General features: G+C 48.3%; 13 protein-coding genes and 1 tRNA gene. 3 read left to right on the top strand and 11 right to left on the bottom strand.

Annotated elements, in window-relative coordinates; translation table 11 throughout:
- Nucleotides 1-9: 9 nt before the first annotated feature.
- The 6 genes from X965_RS00645 to X965_RS19490 all read right to left on the bottom strand — a co-directional run bounded on the left by X965_RS00645 (nt 10) and on the right by X965_RS19490 (nt 4686).
- Nucleotides 10-1164 carry a phage major capsid protein gene (locus tag X965_RS00645; RefSeq protein ID WP_036416620.1) on the bottom strand — a complete coding sequence of 385 codons (1155 nt, stop codon included), beginning with the start codon at nt 1162-1164 and terminating at the stop codon, nt 10-12.
- A 225-nt stretch (nt 1165-1389) separates the two neighbouring features.
- The gene (locus tag X965_RS00640; RefSeq protein WP_036416618.1) at nt 1390-1755 is read right to left on the bottom strand and encodes a hypothetical protein; all 366 of its coding nucleotides are present in this window, start codon (nt 1753-1755) and stop codon (nt 1390-1392) included.
- A 287-nt stretch (nt 1756-2042) separates the two neighbouring features.
- Nucleotides 2043-3716 (bottom strand): DUF5906 domain-containing protein, encoded by a 1674-nt coding sequence (locus tag X965_RS00635; RefSeq protein ID WP_051997297.1) that lies wholly within the window; start codon nt 3714-3716, stop codon nt 2043-2045.
- Entirely contained in the window at nt 3713-4072 is a 360-nt protein-coding gene (locus X965_RS00630; protein ID WP_036416616.1) for a hypothetical protein, read from the bottom strand. The genes X965_RS00635 and X965_RS00630 overlap by 4 nt, the downstream gene beginning before the upstream one ends.
- On the bottom strand, nt 4062-4517 hold the full coding sequence (locus X965_RS00625; protein ID WP_036416613.1) for a hypothetical protein: 456 nt from the start codon (nt 4515-4517) through the stop codon (nt 4062-4064). Before X965_RS00625 ends, X965_RS00630 begins: the two co-directional genes overlap by 11 nt.
- Complete coding sequence (locus X965_RS19490; protein ID WP_172794077.1) at nt 4510-4686, bottom strand: host cell division inhibitor Icd-like protein; 177 nt, start codon at nt 4684-4686, stop codon at nt 4510-4512. Before X965_RS19490 ends, X965_RS00625 begins: the two co-directional genes overlap by 8 nt.
- Nucleotides 4687-4873: 187 nt before the next feature.
- Between X965_RS19490 and X965_RS19485 the strand changes: the two genes are divergently transcribed.
- On the top strand, nt 4874-5053 hold the full coding sequence (locus tag X965_RS19485) for a YlcI/YnfO family protein (protein ID WP_036416611.1): 180 nt from the start codon (nt 4874-4876) through the stop codon (nt 5051-5053).
- A gap of 352 nt (nt 5054-5405) precedes the next feature.
- On the opposite strand, the gene X965_RS00610 is transcribed toward X965_RS19485, so the two are convergent.
- The 4 genes from X965_RS00610 to X965_RS00595 all read right to left on the bottom strand — a co-directional run bounded on the left by X965_RS00610 (nt 5406) and on the right by X965_RS00595 (nt 8493).
- Nucleotides 5406-5981, bottom strand: a complete 576-nt coding sequence (locus X965_RS00610) for a BRO family protein (RefSeq protein WP_036416609.1) — start codon at nt 5979-5981, stop codon at nt 5406-5408.
- 32 nt (nt 5982-6013) lie between these two features.
- Nucleotides 6014-6217, bottom strand: coding sequence for an AlpA family transcriptional regulator (locus X965_RS19695; RefSeq protein WP_036416608.1), 204 nt, complete (start codon nt 6215-6217; stop codon nt 6014-6016).
- 156 nt (nt 6218-6373) lie between these two features.
- Complete coding sequence (locus X965_RS00600; protein WP_036416606.1) at nt 6374-7072, bottom strand: hypothetical protein; 699 nt, start codon at nt 7070-7072, stop codon at nt 6374-6376.
- Complete coding sequence (locus tag X965_RS00595) at nt 7069-8493, bottom strand: integrase family protein (protein ID WP_036416852.1); 1425 nt, start codon at nt 8491-8493, stop codon at nt 7069-7071. Before X965_RS00595 ends, X965_RS00600 begins: the two co-directional genes overlap by 4 nt.
- Nucleotides 8494-8615: 122 nt before the next feature.
- Between X965_RS00595 and X965_RS19265 the strand changes: the two genes are divergently transcribed.
- Together X965_RS19265 and X965_RS00590 are read left to right on the top strand one after the other, a co-directional pair.
- A tRNA-OTHER gene (locus X965_RS19265) sits at nt 8616-8718 on the top strand.
- 471 nt (nt 8719-9189) lie between these two features.
- A complete protein-coding gene (locus X965_RS00590) occupies nt 9190-13869 on the top strand; it encodes an SEL1-like repeat protein (RefSeq protein ID WP_036416604.1) in 4680 nt (1559 codons plus the stop codon).
- Between the two features lie 62 nt (nt 13870-13931).
- Here X965_RS00590 and pbpC read toward each other — a convergent pair whose 3' ends face one another.
- Complete coding sequence (gene pbpC, locus X965_RS00585) at nt 13932-16292, bottom strand: penicillin-binding protein 1C (protein WP_036416602.1); 2361 nt, start codon at nt 16290-16292, stop codon at nt 13932-13934.
- Nucleotides 16293-16312 lie beyond the last annotated feature (20 nt).

Genomic DNA, 16312 nt, shown 5'->3' with positions numbered 1-16312 from the left:
CCGGTTCCGTTATTTACCGGCGGCTTTCACTTCCAGCACTTTGATCGCATTGGAGTCCACCAGCCCGCCACCTAAATATTTATCGGTGTGGATCTTGATGAAGCCCGGCTCGGTAATATTGTCAGGACGGGTACGAATCCCGGTTTCATGGTCAACAATGAAATAACCGCGCTTAAAGTCACCCAGCGCAATCACATCGTCCGCCATGTTTTCGAGGTAATACACCGGCAGTCCCAGCAGCGTATCCGGATCACCGGCCTGTAAACGTTCGCGCCAGATATAATCCCCGTTCCCGTTTTTCAGTTTCTGCACTTTGGCCGCGGTATTGGAATTCATCACCCATACGGCATTTTTGCGGTATTTCGCACGCAGTTTAAATTTCAGGTCAATCAGGCTGTCCGCTTCAATGGCGGTAACGTCCAGTTTTTCCAGCACACCGAATGCACGGACTTTATCGGCTTTGGCTTCACGGGGATAAGCCAGGAACCCTTTGGATTTTTTGGTACCGTCACCTTTCACCAGATCTGTTTCTTCGGTATCGGTGAACGTGTCCCCGATTTCGGTTGCCAGCCAGCTAAGGATATCCACATCACTGAAATCAATAATTTCCTGTGTGGTTTTCGGATAGGCGTAGATCGGATACAGCTTAATACTGACTTCTTCCAGTTTCGGCGTGCCGGTTTCAGTACGTGCCTGACCTTCCTCACCGTGATTCACCACCGCACCACCGGCAGAAACAAGCTGTTTAAATTCGTTGCTGTGAATAGTTTTCACCGTACAGATCTGACGCATAACGGACTCGTCCGTCAGTTGCCGCATAATCTGCTTATCCAGTTCAGGAATGACGGTATAGCCACCATCAGCCGGAACCCCTGTCGATAATGCACGGGTTTCACCGGTCAGGATGTAACTGCGTAACTCATCGTTACCCGGCTTTTTATTATCACCCGCAGGTTTACCGGCCTGTGAACGTTCTTCATCGGCCAGGGCTTCGTAACGGGCAATTTCGACATTGAGGGATTCCGACTGATTACGCAATTCATCAAAGTTTTTTGCTTCGTCAGTGGTCAGGGAACGGCTTTCGGTTTCAGCTTTGTTCAGCAGGGAGCGCATCTGTTCGGTTAATGCGGCTTTTTGCTGACGTAATTCAAGGAGTTTTTTCATGAGTGGTTTCCGTAAACAATAAAATGTTAAGACGTGAAACCAGCGCGGGAAGGGTATGGGCCGATAATCTTTTTCTGCATCACACAGGCTGCTTCACGCAGCTTGATTTACCGGCCCGGTGGCGGCTCACGTCTGAGTGCCACTTATCAATATATATCTGAAAATTATTAAAAAAACACCGTGATTACTTTGCGGTAAACATACGAAAACACCGGTATTAGTAATTTACACATCTTTACTCTTTGATGTTCCAAACTCCCCGAGCCAGTGCTCAAGGGTAATTTCTGTATCTGCAATGTGATTGTAGATTTCCTGGGTTGGTTTTGCGCCACGGTTGATTTTAGCTATCGAGGTAGAATAAATATCATCAACTGCCGGTTTCAGCATTGTTTCTTCCGCGTGGGTTAATTTGCCCTGTTTACTTTGTTTCTCCAGTGACTTTTGCAGCTCAGAGGTAAAATCTTTCAGTTCGGTCAGCTTGCGGCTGATCTCCTGGCTGGTGGCTTTATCAAACCGGAGATTGTCACCCCCAGATTCAAACAGGGTTGTAATTTCATCTAACTTACTTTTGATAATTAAAATATTATTCATATATCCTCTCTGATTGCTTTTTAACCAAAACATTTATTCTTGGCGAATTTGCTGTTTTTGCTGTCCCACCTGTACCACTTCACCCAATCCCTTATGTATCAAGGCTTACAAGCGGGTTAATCTTTGGTTTGGTTAATTACTGACCTGTACCACCTGTACCGTTTTTGGTATAAGTGGTACAGCAAATATATTACCTGTACCATTTGCTATACCACCAGTAAAGCCGGTATTCATCAGGGTTTCAGTGATACCGGTACAGGTGGTACAGCAATTTCCTCGTGCATGTGTTATGTAAACAGTTTCTCCGTTTTCTCTCCCAGTATGGCGGCAAATGCCTGTTTCATTTCGCTGATATCCGGTAAGTCATAATAACGCCCGTCCCCTCTGTCTGAACGACCCATGACCTGAATACCCATTGCTTTCATAATGCGGCCGACTGCAGAACGCGCTGCCGGGGGCTTTATTGCCTCTCCGTTCGACTCACTCCAGTTAATCAGCATCTCCACCAGCTCAGTGGCATTAACGCGGGATTGCAGCTTAAACGGCTGACGGCTCCACAGCTCACTGTAAATAAACTGGTAGACTGCCGGCATACTGGCTAATTTCTCCTCCACCAGCGCCGCTGTTACCGGTGCCCGTCTCGGGTCAAAGTGACTCAGGTCATACGACAGCAGCCACGCCAGCAGTTTCTGTGCGCCGTTATCACTGATCCAGTGATGTAACCGGTCAAAATATCCTTTATTCTGCGCGTATATGGCATCAGGCTCTAAAACCAGATACCGGCGTTCCCGTAACCCGGCATTAATAACCCGATCCCGGTTACTGGCAAAAATAAACCGGGCATAGTTCGGCATGATTTCAGGATCTTTCCCCTTACGTTCAAGGTTAACGGTATCCTCACTGATTATCGCTTTCAGGCGATCCGCACTCCGTCCATCGGTTAAATCAGCCTCATCGACGAAGACAAACAGCTTATTGGCTATTGTGCTGTTAAACCGCCCGGCAATCTGCCCTGAGCCGTTTACCTGAATCGCGTACATGCCCAGTATTTCCAGCAGCGGACGAACCATTGAACCTTTACCTGTCCCCTCAATGGATTTCATCACAATAGCCACTGACGGCTTTTCTTCCGGCCTCTGAAACAGATGCGCCAGCCAGCCGATGAGATACAGATAGGTTTCACTGTCACCGGCACAAATCACTTTCTCCAAGTGTTCAAGATATGGTGTGACATCACCGGCCACCGGCTTAACACTCAGCCCGGTAAACAGGTTATACACATCACGGGGACAGTTTTCGGGATTAGGGTAAAAGCCGACACCGCCGATCTGTTTGGAATGCCCCGGCCAGCTTAACCACGCCTCACCCAACCGGCGACCGGCAATGCGGCCCTGATCGAGAAAATTATTCCGGAATGAGTTCAGCGTCTGGAAGCAGTGCGTTTCCCCCGTTACCGGATTCGGACGCATACTGACCACATGGTGATCACCGAACGCATAAACGTGAGTGTATGTTGCATTTACCTCATCAAGCAGGCTGATATCATCCGTATTTATCCGGCTGCCATCCCCCAGCCGGTTAATATCCGTGACGGGCTTTCCCTGCCCGGGTTCCTGCGGCCACAAGTAATCAGCACGCGCTGAATCCGATAACACCTCATTCAGTTCACCTATACTGATATATTCCACAACCACGGCTTTCCGCTTACTTTCAGCTTTGCCCGGATTTGAGGCTGAGTGGTATCCCTGCTCTGTAAACCAGTCCGGGGTTATCTCATTTTCCATCACCAGCGACCGCATACGGATAGCCAGGGCATTCAGCCGGTGATCCGCCGGGTACCGCAGAATTGACGCATCAGAATCGGCTTTCTGTGGCGGAGTACCGCGTTTTATCCATAAATACACGGATGCAAACAAGGAATCAGACCATTCAGGAAGTTTCTTTTTTCCGGCTAAACTCATTTTGGCGCACCTCCCGTCATGATGAATTTACCGATCAGCGGGTGATACCAGTATTTACTCCCGACCTTCCGCTTTGCGCCTTTGATAACGATAGTAGCGGCTTCCCGGTACCGTGATTCGTTCACAATAAGCTGATTTCCCTGACGCACCACCAGCACACCACAATTACGGGCCAGCAGTTCCGCCTTGCTGGTGGATAAACCCATTTCCGCCGCCAGTGTGGTGAGCGGGGCCATTCCCTCCGGAATTGAGTGCTTACGCTGCATAGTGGCGATCACCTGTTCCAACTCTGTCAGGCGGGTTTCATACAGGCGTACCTGCTCTGCCAGTTGGTTAAACTGTAATTTACTGATCATGCTTCACCCCCGGATCCATCTCCAGATCCCTTAAATCAATATCCCGCATGAGCTTGTCGCAATGGTCAGAGGCCAGTATTGTCAGCGTCGGAATAAACCTGTTTAGTTCCGGCGACCCGTTACAGGTGATTTCTTTCATCAGTTTCAGTAAGTCACCAGTGACTGTGGCCAGCTCCAGTAAATCGCCCTGTGTCTGGTAATGGCTCATCTTCTGATTATGCGTCTTCGCCTCACAGTCCGGACTTTCAAGGGTGTTTTCGACAACCTCAAACAATTCAAAGGCATCCCCCAATAGGGTATTGCACCCATCAACAGAGGCGGATACATCATGCATCCAGGTTCCTTCGCTAGTCATACCGCATTGAGTTAACGTGAGGATACCCGATGCCTGAGATATGAGTTCTTTTATCCGGTTATATTCGGTGATCTGGGTAATATCAGTCATGGCTCACCCCCTGACGAAAACGGGCAGAGAAGAGGCACGGCGCATCAGGCAGCATAGAACGGGCTTCCTGTTCGCTGCGGGCTTCAACGGTGAGATATCTGGACTGCTGGCATGAGAAGAAACGCCATTTAAATTTGGGGTGAGTTTGGGTAGACTTATACATAGCCATAGTGTTACTCCGTTTAACGTTGTGGTTAGAAGCCCCGTAGGTGTTCTCAGCATCTACGGGGTTTTGTCTTCCAAGGTGTATTTCACCTCCTCTTTTAAAACTATCATCATGTGAAATACACTTCAAGCCTTTTAATCTGACTTTTTTTGCGTATACTGAAATACACCAAAAGCAAGGAGTATTAGTAATGGCAACAGGTTCAAAGAATGCAAAGTCACAAATGACTACCGTTCGTATTCCCCATGAAGTAATGGAAGATATCGAAAAATTAAAAGAAGACGGAGAAAGTACCGCCGGATTTTTAGTTACCTCGGCAAAAGCGGAAATTAAACGCAGACAACGCAAAGCCAAGCAATCCGAAAGCTGAACTTTCCGCCAGAACCGGCTTACGCTATAATGGATACTCTGATTTAATTGGTATTTCAGAAAAAGGCAGTTCAAAGAGGTAGCATTCGCAGTGCTGCCTTTTTTATTGCCTGGCGAGTTGCAGATCTGCGACTCGATGCTCAAATATGAGCAACGGTATTCCCCACCAGCAGAGTTAAACGCCAGATCTGGCGTTAGGGTAATCGGGATTCCAAACCCACAATTATGGCCTGTGATTTCTGTATTGTTTTTAACCCCGCCAATGGCGGAGTTAAAATCCACGGTATTAGGACAGGTACGATTCTGATAATCAACCAATCCGTTGGAGAGGTTATGCGTAGCCATACCATTCATCAGGATTTCTCCCCTGCCATAGCTGACAACTGAGGCTGATATTCATCCCAAAGTTGCTTTTCCTCAGTCTCTAAACTGATTTTCTCTGCTTTGCAGGATTGCAAATCCCGGCCACGCTGCGACGAAACTTTCTGATATTCATTGCTGCGCCGGGTAAAGTCATTCAGCACCCCGAACGGAACGCCATAGGCACCGGTTTTACGGATAGACGGGATCACGTCACGGAATACCCAGTTACTGAAACGATGTGCAAAAGTGCCCGGAGTGCTGGCTTTGCGGCTACGAGCAATCAGCTTATAGAATCCTGACTCTGAGACAGTATTCATTTTCTGATTGCCACCAGGGGTGTAAGTTAAACTTACCCCCTTTTCATCGGTATCAAGAGCCAGTAAAGACATCCGAGAATTTGATAATTCAAGGGCTGCACAAACGTCTTTAGCAATAAACCACGGCTCATTGTTCACTTTGATGATCCGAACCTGAACGCCCTCAAAGCGGATAACTGAAATATCGCTTTGACTGATTTCAGGGTGAGCGAAGCCCTGACCTGTAACGGTCTTATTTTTGTTTTCCATAATTTAGATACCTATTTTAATTGATTTTGCTACTACTCAGCGTGGGTGGTTCTGGTAGATGCAATATAGGCATCAATGTCTGATTGATAGTAAAAGACCTTTCTCTTACTGATCTTATGGTATGGGATATTAACTTTTCCGGTACAAGCCCAATTAGCCAAAGTCTGAGGGCTGACACAAAGCTCTTTTGCTGCCGCTTTTCTGGAAAGTTTTTTATCTGATTTAGTCTGTAGCATTTTTATCACCGTTAAGTAATGAGTAACTACAGGTACTTTAATGAATTGATTTTACGAAAAATAGATACAGAAAGTACTACCCATACCACCAAAGTACTGTCGATGGCAGAGTAGTAGTACAAGGAGCGGTTAAGTACTAAATGCACACCATAGTACTTAACTGTTGATGATTAATTCATAATCATTTGTGCTTGGCACCACCTTGGGATCAAGGCCAGATTTTTTTAACCACTCTTCGATGGTTCTCGGGGTTGGTATGCCCCTATATTTTTTATCTAAATAACTATGTATTTTAACTGAGAGGCTTGAGCGGCTAGCATTTTTAATTGAATCCCATGTATTACTGGCAATTTTTAGCACTTCATCCTTATGCGTATTTGTTCGTCCTTTTCCGCCCTTTCCTGTGATTTTCTTGTGTTTTATTTTAGATTTTATATCTTCAATTTTTGGCTGATAGTATTTTGTTATTGAATAATCGACATTTAAAACATGTATTGCCCGAGATAATTCTCTAAACCCCAATATATACAAAACTCTTATAGCTTTTGCTATATCGTTATCTTTAAAGCATTCATCATTAGTATGATAAAAATCAATTGCCATTTTATATCTGTCATCTAATGATAAATTTTGAATATCTTCATATGTTGCAACCTCACCATCTGATTTAGTGAAAGCACATGTATAATCATTATTATTCGGAATACTAGCCACGCATTGTTCAATAAACGATTCGATATAATTTAAATCACTCTGTAGCTGTTTCAAGCTTTTAGATTTTTGTTTATCCGTAAAATTCATCATTTCTTTTTCATTATCTACACTTGACACATTGCATTTCTTTATTCCTTTCATAATATTGCCTTTTTAGATTCACCTTCAAACAATTGAAACATTAATTTTCTTTTTTCAGCTTCCGACAAATCCATAATAATATTAATAAGCTTTTTATTAACACTTGATTCTACTGAAATTAAACCAATATGTTCTAATATTTTTCGTTCTATCTTCTCCGCTGGCTCTCTCAGCTCATCAGCAGAAAAATACAAATATCCCTGAGTAACATCAGCACTTCTCATCGTCCGGTGGTTCAGCAGACGCTTGAGAATATAGTTACCTACCCCCACCAGCTCGGCTATAGTCCCGAACGTCCGGCGGCCGTCATGCCATTTAAACGGGATAGGTTGTAACAAGTCTGGATTTGGTTCCGGCACTGTGGCCGCACTGACACGATCAATAATATGCCGGTACTCTTTGATAACGCCTCTGTCACCCTGAAAAACCAGAGTGCCGTCACCAGATTTCATTTTTGCCCTGCGTCGGAATAAAGTCAGGAGGGTGTCAGTTATAGGCAGCTCAAGCGGATCTCCGTTCTTTGTCGTGTCTATCCAGAAATAACGGCCGCCAAGATTAACCCTATTCCACGTCAGTTCTAATATTTCAGATTTACGCAACCCGGTGAAAATAGACATTTCTACAGCGTCACATACTGCGGCTGCAATATCATCATGTTCCTGTTCGGCCTGTTCACGGACACTGCTCAGGGCATTAAACCACCTAGCAAGATCATTGGTTCTTATTCGCTCTGTCTTTCTGACAATACCGTGCCATTTCCGCTTTGTACTGAGAACCATTGTGGGCGGGTCTGGCAATAGAATATTTCCGTCATCATCCCGGTAATGATCATGTGAGAAACGGTAGATAGCCCGGAGAACCCGCGCCCAGAGATCAGCCTGTGCTTTACTTCCTGTACCCACTCCGGCCCGTAATGTTGATTTATCCTCACCGAACCATACCGTTCCGTCAGTGACGGCTTTATGCCGTAATTCAACCCGTTCCCGGCTGATAGATGCGAGTTGCTGTTTCATCCAGTCGCCGGAAAAGTTCTGTAGGATGGAGCGATACTGTTTTGCTGTTTTCGACCCCAGCCTCTCGCCACGGTTTTCAACGTAGGTATCCAAAGCTTCCGCCAGTGTTACGGCTGCTTTCTCATGGGTACGCTTTACCACGTTCGGATTCTGTCCTGTGGCTGCAACATCCCCCAGCAGCTCGAGAGCCTTTGCCCTGGCATTATCAATTGTCAGATCAGGAAAACGTCCCAGCGTTGCACGGATGAACTTGCCGTTTCGTTTTCTGGAGATGCAAAAGCTCTTTACTCCGCTGACACCCACACGGATACGCAGACCGTTAACGACTGTATCGCCATACTCAATCTGTCCACGTTCTGCCGGCGGCAGACTTTCAAGTTTTGCTTTCGTGAATTTGAACGTATCCACCAGCACCTCATACCAACCGATTAGGGTATCCTGCAAATCGCTTGCAGGACTCCAGGATACCTATAGGATACCAGAGAGCGGGATTTTGGGGTATTTTTAAGTAATAACAGGTATGAGGTGAATTATCTAAATGGTTGAAATTATATGAAAAGTATTTTTAGGTAATATTTACACCAAAAACTCATAATCGCTTGGTCACTGGTTCAAGTCCAGTAGGGGCCACCAAATTTTTACTGATTTATCAGTGTATTAAGCCACTCTTCACAGGGTGGCTTTTTTACATCAGGTGCTAAGTGTCGCAAAAGTGATCCACCAATTTTTTGATTTGTGTGCCAATATCAGGCAGGTAATGCAAATATCCCTGCAAACCTTACTAATGATATTCATAAATCTCAGGGATATTGTTATTCTGAATATCTCTCGGAAACGAATGCAATATATTAAATCTTCTTTGTCAGGTTAATTTTCCGCCCAAACTTCGCTTCTTTGTATCATCTCCCGTTTGTTATTCAGATAACGATTTTTCCGCATCAAAAAACCGATTACACCGGATATTCTCCGATAATAACAGGCTGTTTTCATTTATTTTTCTGTTGGCCGGATAACATTGAATTACTTCTTTATTCCGTTACACTAAGTCAAATTTTTATTTTCTGTCTTCCTGTTTATTTAAGATTAATCCGTATAAGGACTGATATGACAAAGCAACGTAAACTGGGGCTTGCTCTGCTTATTGCTATTGCACTGTCCGGCGGGGCCTGGCTGACGTATTCAGTGACGTCCGGCAGCACCCCGGCAGATAAAGGCTATGAGCTGTATTTATCCGGGGATACTGACGGGGCATTCCGTTATTTTTCCGCAGAGGCGGAACATAATCCGCAGGCAGCCTATGCATTGTCTGTAATGTATCTCAACGGCTATGATGTACCGGCCAATGCGTTGCTGGGTTATCAGTGGCTGGAACGGGCCGCAAACGCCGGTAATAAAAGTGCCTTATACAACCTCGGTTATTACCGCTATCACGGTATAACACAAGATACCGCACAGGATCAGTACGGTATTACCTCCCTGAAGGCTGCGGCACAGGCCGGTGTCCGTGAGGCTCAGGAATTACTGGGCACTATTTATCTCCTCGATAAATACGGCAATATTCCGTCAGATGCAGAACAGGCGCGGAAATATATGACTGCGGCCGCAGATCAGGGATCGTTTTTTGCAAAATTCGCGCTGGGTTATATCGCGTATGAATATGATAAAGATTATAAAAAAGCGGTTGATATTCTGACACCGTTACTCAGCGAGCAATTTACCCTGCCTGCTATGCTGCTTTCCGGAATATATGAAAAAGGCGGTCACGGAATAGAAGCCGATCCGGGACAGGCAAAAAAATACCGCTATATGGCATTTTCACAAATCAGCTCACTCAATGAAGATGATTTGATGCCGAAAGCATTATCCCTTTTCGGCTCAGAAACGGCAGATGAAATAACCGCCCGGCTGGCAAAACTGGAAAAAATGGCAGAGAACGGCAATCAGTATGCCCGTTATGCCCTCTATGACACTTATATGCAGGGAACGGGTGTTATCGCAGATAAAGAAAAAGCCCTCCGCTATTTACAGCCGCTGATTAATCAAAAAGATCCGAAAGCCCTTTATACCTGGTATCTTGATACCAAAACAAACCCTGAATATCTGACAGCCGCAGCTGATGCCGGATATCCCGATGCCCTTTATCTGCTCTATCAAATCCACCGTAATATCCGTTTTGATGATGCCTTCGGTTATGACCGGGAGCGGGCGGCGAAATACCTGAAACAGGCCGCGAATACCGGACATCACGATGCATTAATCAACATTATTGAGGATATTGCCGACAGCTATCAGTTTCCGGATAACGACACCAACGCACAGGTATCTGCCTATTTAGCCAAACTACTGGAAAAATATCCGGATGACCCGGAGGCGCTGATGCTGGCTTCCGCACGTTACGGTGACCAGGAAGGGAATATTTATGATCCGGTTCGCGCCTTTGAACTGAATAAAAAATCGGCTGAATTATCTCCCCTGCCGGATTCACAGGATCAACTGGCCTATAAATATGCCAGAGGTATCGGTGTTGAGCAGGATATGAAAAAAGCGGTCGGGATCTATAAATCGCTGCTGAGAGATCCCTATTTTCAGGATAAGGCTTACCGGCGTTTAACCGATCTCTATTTTTCCTTTGATACCGGCGGTGAGATTGATGAAAAAGAGATTATCGCGTTCCTGAAAAAAGATATCGAAGAAAATGATAACTACCGCCAGGCGTATTTTTATGCCGATTATCTGTTGCAGGAAGATCCGGTAAAAAACCGTAAACAAGCTATGGAACTGTATCTGAAAGCCAGCGAATATACCCCCAGTGCTGATGTTCACCTGGCAAAATCGCTTATTTCGCTCAATACCGGCAATAATGAACAGGCTTTAAAGCTGGCACTGGAAATAATGAAAAGCGGATATGCCCGTTCCCTGCTGACGGAAAAAGAATGGCATGATGTCACGCAGATTGTATTCTCCGAAGGTAAAAACAACCTCCTTGCCAGGCAATTCTGGGTCCTGCTTGCCCTGCGGGATAATAACGCGGAAGCGCAGAAACTGATTGAACCGCTGCTGGGTCAGGATCCTGTTGTCACGTATTACTATGCGAAGCTGAAACTGGAAGATGCGGAAGATAAACCGGATATGACCGATGAGATCCTGCGTCCGGATATTGAACTGATGATGAAAGCGGCAGCGCTGGGCAACACAGACGCCGGTGAATACATGGTGAATCGTCTGAAGAGCGCGACCCGCTCCGGCACGCAGAGCAACCTGAATCAGGCGTTTCTGCGGATAACCGGACTGACAGAACGCGATATTGTGCCCCGGCTGACACAGTGTGCAGATGCCGGAGGATGGGCCTGTATGTATGAATTGGGCGAGATCTATTATGAAGGTAAATACGGTGTAAAAGCTGACCTGAATACCTCCGTCGCCTGGTACGAAAAAATTCCTGATCGCGATTACCGTTTCACAGAATCACGCCTGAGCAAAGTCAAAAAGAGCCGTGACACCCTGGCAGACCTGAATGCCCGCGTACAGAAAGGGGATGCTGAAGCCGCCTATGAATTATCTTATGCCTGGAGGAACGGCAACCACGGCCTGATTCAGGATCCGGAAAAATCACGGTATTACCTGAAAATGGCAGCCGAAGGCGGTAACGAAAATGCTGTCACCACACTGATTGATGACTACAAAAACGCAGACACGCTCAGTCCGGAAGATAAAAAATTGCTTCTGTCGCTGTATGACAAACTCCCGGGAACCGGCAATAACAGCTATCTGCGTGATCTGGGTACACAGTACCTGCAGGGCAGCAATCTTGTCAGCGCAGATCGTCAGAAAGCCCGTTATTATTTCAGCAAAGCCGGTGATTACGGTGCTCACGAGCTGAAAGCAATGGATCAGTTTGAAATAAATGTAAAACTGGCGGATGAAAGCCCAAATGCTGCTTATGAAACCGGTTATGCTTATTTTCTCGGGCGCGGCACACAAAAAGATCTGCTGCAAGCCCTGCCATACCTGCAAAAGGCAGCAGATGCCGGTCATAACTATGCCACAATCCTGCTGGCAGATACCTATGAAAAGGGAGAGTACGATAAAGAGACACAGCGACGGATTATCACACCGGACTGGGATAAAGCCATTGTCCTGATACGTGCCTACAAAGGGCCGCGTGATGTATCAGAAAATATCGCATTCTATGAGAGCACGATAAAACCGGCACTGGCCGGAGACAGCAGCGCCATGAACGCCGCCGGGGAACACTATAAGAGCAGCGGCTATTATGATACCACCCGTTACTGGTTTGAAAAAAGCGCGGAAAGCGGTTATCTGCCTGCATTCTGCGCTCTGGCCGGAGCGACTGAAACCAATAACGGTAAAATGGCGGTATTACGCCGTGGCGCGGAGAAAGGTGACAATTGCTCCGATACCATGCTGGCCATCATGCAGCTCAGAGAGAACCGCATTACACAGGATTCACCGGAGTGGACCGGTATTATCACCCGAGTGGAAAACGGTCTGAAAAACAGTGATGAAGAGGTGTCAAAAGCCGCGTTTGAAGCACTGACTCAGCTGTATCGCGGCACTCTCAGAGATGACAACGGCAGCTATCTGTATAAGGCAGACAACAAAAAATATCTCACACTGCTGGAATCGGAGGCAGATAAACGGGCAGATGCACAAATCGACCTGTTCTATTATTACCGGCAGAATAATGACATGGATAAAGCACTGTCTTATCTGCAAAAAGGCCATGATAGCGGCGATATCGCTGCCACAGAAACACTCTACGAATACTATATGTCGCCGGAATATTGCCGCCGTGACAATGCCGATCCCGCTAAAGCGGAGCAGTATCTGACGGAGTGGCTGAAAAAATCGGACTATCCGGAAAATACCGATAACCATATGCTGATGCCGCCGGAAGAGCGGACCAAAGCCATGGGTGATGCGTGGCTTGAAGGCTTCTGTAACCGGGCACCGGATCCTGACAAAGCTATCGCGTGGTATACCCGCTCACTGACGTATAACAACACACATGCCCTGAAAGGTATGTATGACGCGCAGATAGTGAAGAAGAATGCTCCGGAAACCTATTACTACGGTTCACTCGCCGGTGTCAGCTCCCGGGAGGGGGACGACCTTATCGCCACACTGACGGATGCAGAACGCAACACCGTGCTGCAGCGTATTAAGAAAAAGCAGGTGTATGAGCAATACGGTCGTTATGAACAGGAAATTGAAGCGAAGCGGCAAAAAGCAGAAAGCGGTGACGGCCCGGCCGCATTCTCGCTGGGGGTAAACTATGCCCGTGGCGAACGCGTTCCGGAAGATACGGAAAAAATGATCTATTACTATGAGCTGGCCGGTAAAAACGGGTACGCCCGTGCTTACAACGTGCTGGGTAATCTCTACCGCAAACCGAATGAGCGCGGGATCCCGGTCGACGGTAAAAAAGCCCTCGCGTATTTTGATGCGGGAGCAAAACTGGGTGACAGCAATACCGCACACCTCGCCGGGGATATGCTCTATTTCGGTCAGGCCGGGCTGGAAAAAGATTATCCGCAGGCTGCCCGCTATTATGAAATGACCTCTCTTGAACAGGGCAATCATCATGAAATGGCGAAATATAAAGTCGCGTGGATGTACTATCACAAAATGGCCGGTACCGGCAGCGATGATGATCTGCGAAAAGCACGGGATAACCTGATATTGTCGGCAAAATACGGCAATAAAGATGCCGCAGAAGCTTTAAAAGAGTGGGATTTTTCCCGTATCAGCGATAAAAAATAAATAAGCGGTTTTATTATCAGCACCCTCCCGGAATGTGATTTGTTCCAGAGGGTGTTTACAATTTACCTGTCCCTCACCCCCAGAATATCCACCTGAATAATCCGTGAATCTGCGCGGCCGTGGTCATCCACGGCGCGGATACGGTAGCGTCCGGCGGCTTCCGGTTTCCATTCCAGCGGGCGGCGGCTGGTGCTGTTACCGAGGTATGCATCACCGGCAAACCAGTAAATCACGCTGCTGTCATTATCGGCGGTGGCGGTAAAAAACAGGGAGGATGGCTGGTTTGCTGTCCGCCGCAGTGTGTAGGTGGTGTTGCGCAGCGGTGAGGTAATTTGTGGTGGTGTACCGCCGATCAGGCTGTTGCCGCCTTTGCAGTGTGCGACAGACGGCGGGGTTTTCTTCGGCAGACCGGCCAGGGCAAACACCCGCGCCAGGTCAGACGGCCAGTATTCATAGATATCAATATTCACCTGTGCAGGATCATAAGGCGGGCAGACCACGTCGCCGGTGATTTTATCCGTCGCCACCGGGCGGTAGATGGTATCAACCGCAATGGGGGATTTACCCGGGATAAACCAGGTTTTGCCCCGCCGCTGACACCACTGCGTCGGCAGGTTGCCGCTGGCCAGACAAACCTCCACCTGACGGAGGTTTTCCGGCAGCGGAAAGTCCGGCTCCCGCAGTGCCGGGTACTCCGCCATAATGTTGTCGATAATATTGAAAAACAGCGGTGCGGCAGCTTCCGCACCAATCAGCGCACTGTTTCCGGTGCCGTCAAAGTTCCCGAGCCAGACCACCAGCACATACGGGCCGGTGATACCGCTGCTCCAGGCATCACGGAATCCCCAGGAAGTGCCGGTTTTCCAGTACACCGGCAGTGTCATCGGTTTTTGTGCGAGGGTGTTACCGGGGCGGCGGTGCTGCCCCAGCATATCCAGGGTGATAAATGCCGCTTCATCACTCAGCAGGCGGACCGGCGCGGCGGGCTGTTCGGATTCGGTCATCCGCAGCGGGCGCAGAACGCCCCGGTTTGCGAGGATCGCATAGAGTTTTGCCAGCTCCTGCGCGGTCACTTCACCGCCGCCCAGGACCAGCGACAGTCCGTAGTGCTTTTCCCCCGCCATCCCGGAGAGCCCGGCCAGACGGAGAAACTGATAGAGATTCGGTTTGCTGAGTTTTGCCGCGATATCCACCGCCGGAATATTACGGCTGTAGTTCAGTGCCTGTGTTGCCGGCAGCGGCCCCATAAAGCGCAGGTCAAAGTTCTCCGGCGCGTAGCTGCCGAAGGTGGACGGCACATCTTTAAGAATGGTCAGCGGATGCAGCACGCCCTGCTCCAGCCCGAGGGCGTAAATAAAGGGTTTCAGTGCCGAGCCGGGAGAGCGTTTGGCGTTGGTGCCGTTCACCTGGCCGTGGATCTCCGTGTTGTAATAATCCGCCGAACCCACCAGCGCCCGCACGCCCATATCACGGGTATCAACAAGAAGCACCGCCGCGTTGTGCAATCCCGCCTGCTGACGGCGGGCGATAAAAGCAGCCACCTGTTTTTCGGCAATGCGCTGAAGATTAACATCCAGCGTGGTAACCACCGTCTGCGGTTTTTCAGCACTGAACCGGTTCTGCCGGGCTATCTGCTCAATCAGATGCGGGGCGATGTAAGGCATCTGTTCCGGCTGACGCAGCATCAGCGGCAGTTCAAACAGTGCCGCCATGTTTTCATTGTCCGGATGCTCTTGCCGCCAGTGCTGCCAGAGCCGGTTGCGTGCCTGCATCAGCGGCTGGCTGATATCCGCACCTCCGGGTGTGACACGATATCCCGGCGACTGCGGCAGTACCGCCAGCGTCAGGGCTTCCGGCAGCGTTAAATCCGCCGGTTTTTTATTGAAATAGACCAGTGAGGCTGCCCCGGCGCTCTCAATATTCCGGCCATAGGGGGCATAGTTAAGATAGGCTTCCAGAATGTCGTGTTTGGAATAGCTCAGTTCCAGCTGCACAGCCCGCAGGATCTGTTCGGTTTTCCCCCGCAGGGTGCGGGTGTTGAGATGCCAGCGCATCCGTGCCAGCTGCATGGTGATGGTTGAGCCGCCCTGAAGCCGCTCCCCGCTGATATAACTGACAAAAAAACCGCGCGTGAGACTGTATGGGTTAAAGCCGGGGTGGAGATAAAACCAGCGATCCTCATAACGCAGCGTTCCCTCTGTCAGCAGCGGGGACATTTCTTCCAGCGGTGTCCACAGCCGGTAGCGGTCATCGTTTGCCAGCGTCAGGCGCAGCAGTGTGCCGTTGCGGTCATAATAGGCAACCGACAGAGGCACACCTTCTGACAGCGGCGGATGCGGCCAGAGGCGGAATCCGGTCAGAAACAGCGCCAGCAGGATAATTACTGCCGCCAGATTCTGTATTACACGCCGGATGCCGCTCATTCTGACCGATACCGCCCGTG

The organism is Morganella sp. EGD-HP17, from assembly GCF_000512315.2.
GTDB classification, from domain to species: domain Bacteria; phylum Pseudomonadota; class Gammaproteobacteria; order Enterobacterales; family Enterobacteriaceae; genus Morganella; species Morganella morganii.
The sequence above is the reverse complement of the archived record's forward strand: the minus strand, read 5'-3'. Positions and strand labels throughout refer to the sequence as shown.

What these genes read in the sequence shown, in the direction of transcription:
- X965_RS00645 (WP_036416620.1), bottom strand. Translation starts at nt 1,164, where the DNA reads ATGAAAAAACTCCTTGAATTACGTCAGCAAAAAGCCGCATTAACCGAA.
- X965_RS00640 (WP_036416618.1), bottom strand. Translation starts at nt 1,755, where the DNA reads ATGAATAATATTTTAATTATCAAAAGTAAGTTAGATGAAATTACAACC.
- X965_RS00635 (WP_051997297.1), bottom strand. Translation starts at nt 3,716, where the DNA reads ATGAGTTTAGCCGGAAAAAAGAAACTTCCTGAATGGTCTGATTCCTTG.
- X965_RS00630 (WP_036416616.1), bottom strand. Translation starts at nt 4,072, where the DNA reads ATGATCAGTAAATTACAGTTTAACCAACTGGCAGAGCAGGTACGCCTG.
- X965_RS00625 (WP_036416613.1), bottom strand. Translation starts at nt 4,517, where the DNA reads ATGACTGATATTACCCAGATCACCGAATATAACCGGATAAAAGAACTC.
- X965_RS19490 (WP_172794077.1), bottom strand. Translation starts at nt 4,686, where the DNA reads ATGGCTATGTATAAGTCTACCCAAACTCACCCCAAATTTAAATGGCGT.
- X965_RS19485 (WP_036416611.1), top strand. Translation starts at nt 4,874, where the DNA reads ATGGCAACAGGTTCAAAGAATGCAAAGTCACAAATGACTACCGTTCGT.
- X965_RS00610 (WP_036416609.1), bottom strand. Translation starts at nt 5,981, where the DNA reads ATGGAAAACAAAAATAAGACCGTTACAGGTCAGGGCTTCGCTCACCCT.
- X965_RS19695 (WP_036416608.1), bottom strand. Translation starts at nt 6,217, where the DNA reads ATGCTACAGACTAAATCAGATAAAAAACTTTCCAGAAAAGCGGCAGCA.
- X965_RS00600 (WP_036416606.1), bottom strand. Translation starts at nt 7,072, where the DNA reads ATGAAAGGAATAAAGAAATGCAATGTGTCAAGTGTAGATAATGAAAAA.
- X965_RS00590 (WP_036416604.1), top strand. Translation starts at nt 9,190, where the DNA reads ATGACAAAGCAACGTAAACTGGGGCTTGCTCTGCTTATTGCTATTGCA.
- pbpC (WP_036416602.1), bottom strand. Translation starts at nt 16,292, where the DNA reads ATGAGCGGCATCCGGCGTGTAATACAGAATCTGGCGGCAGTAATTATC.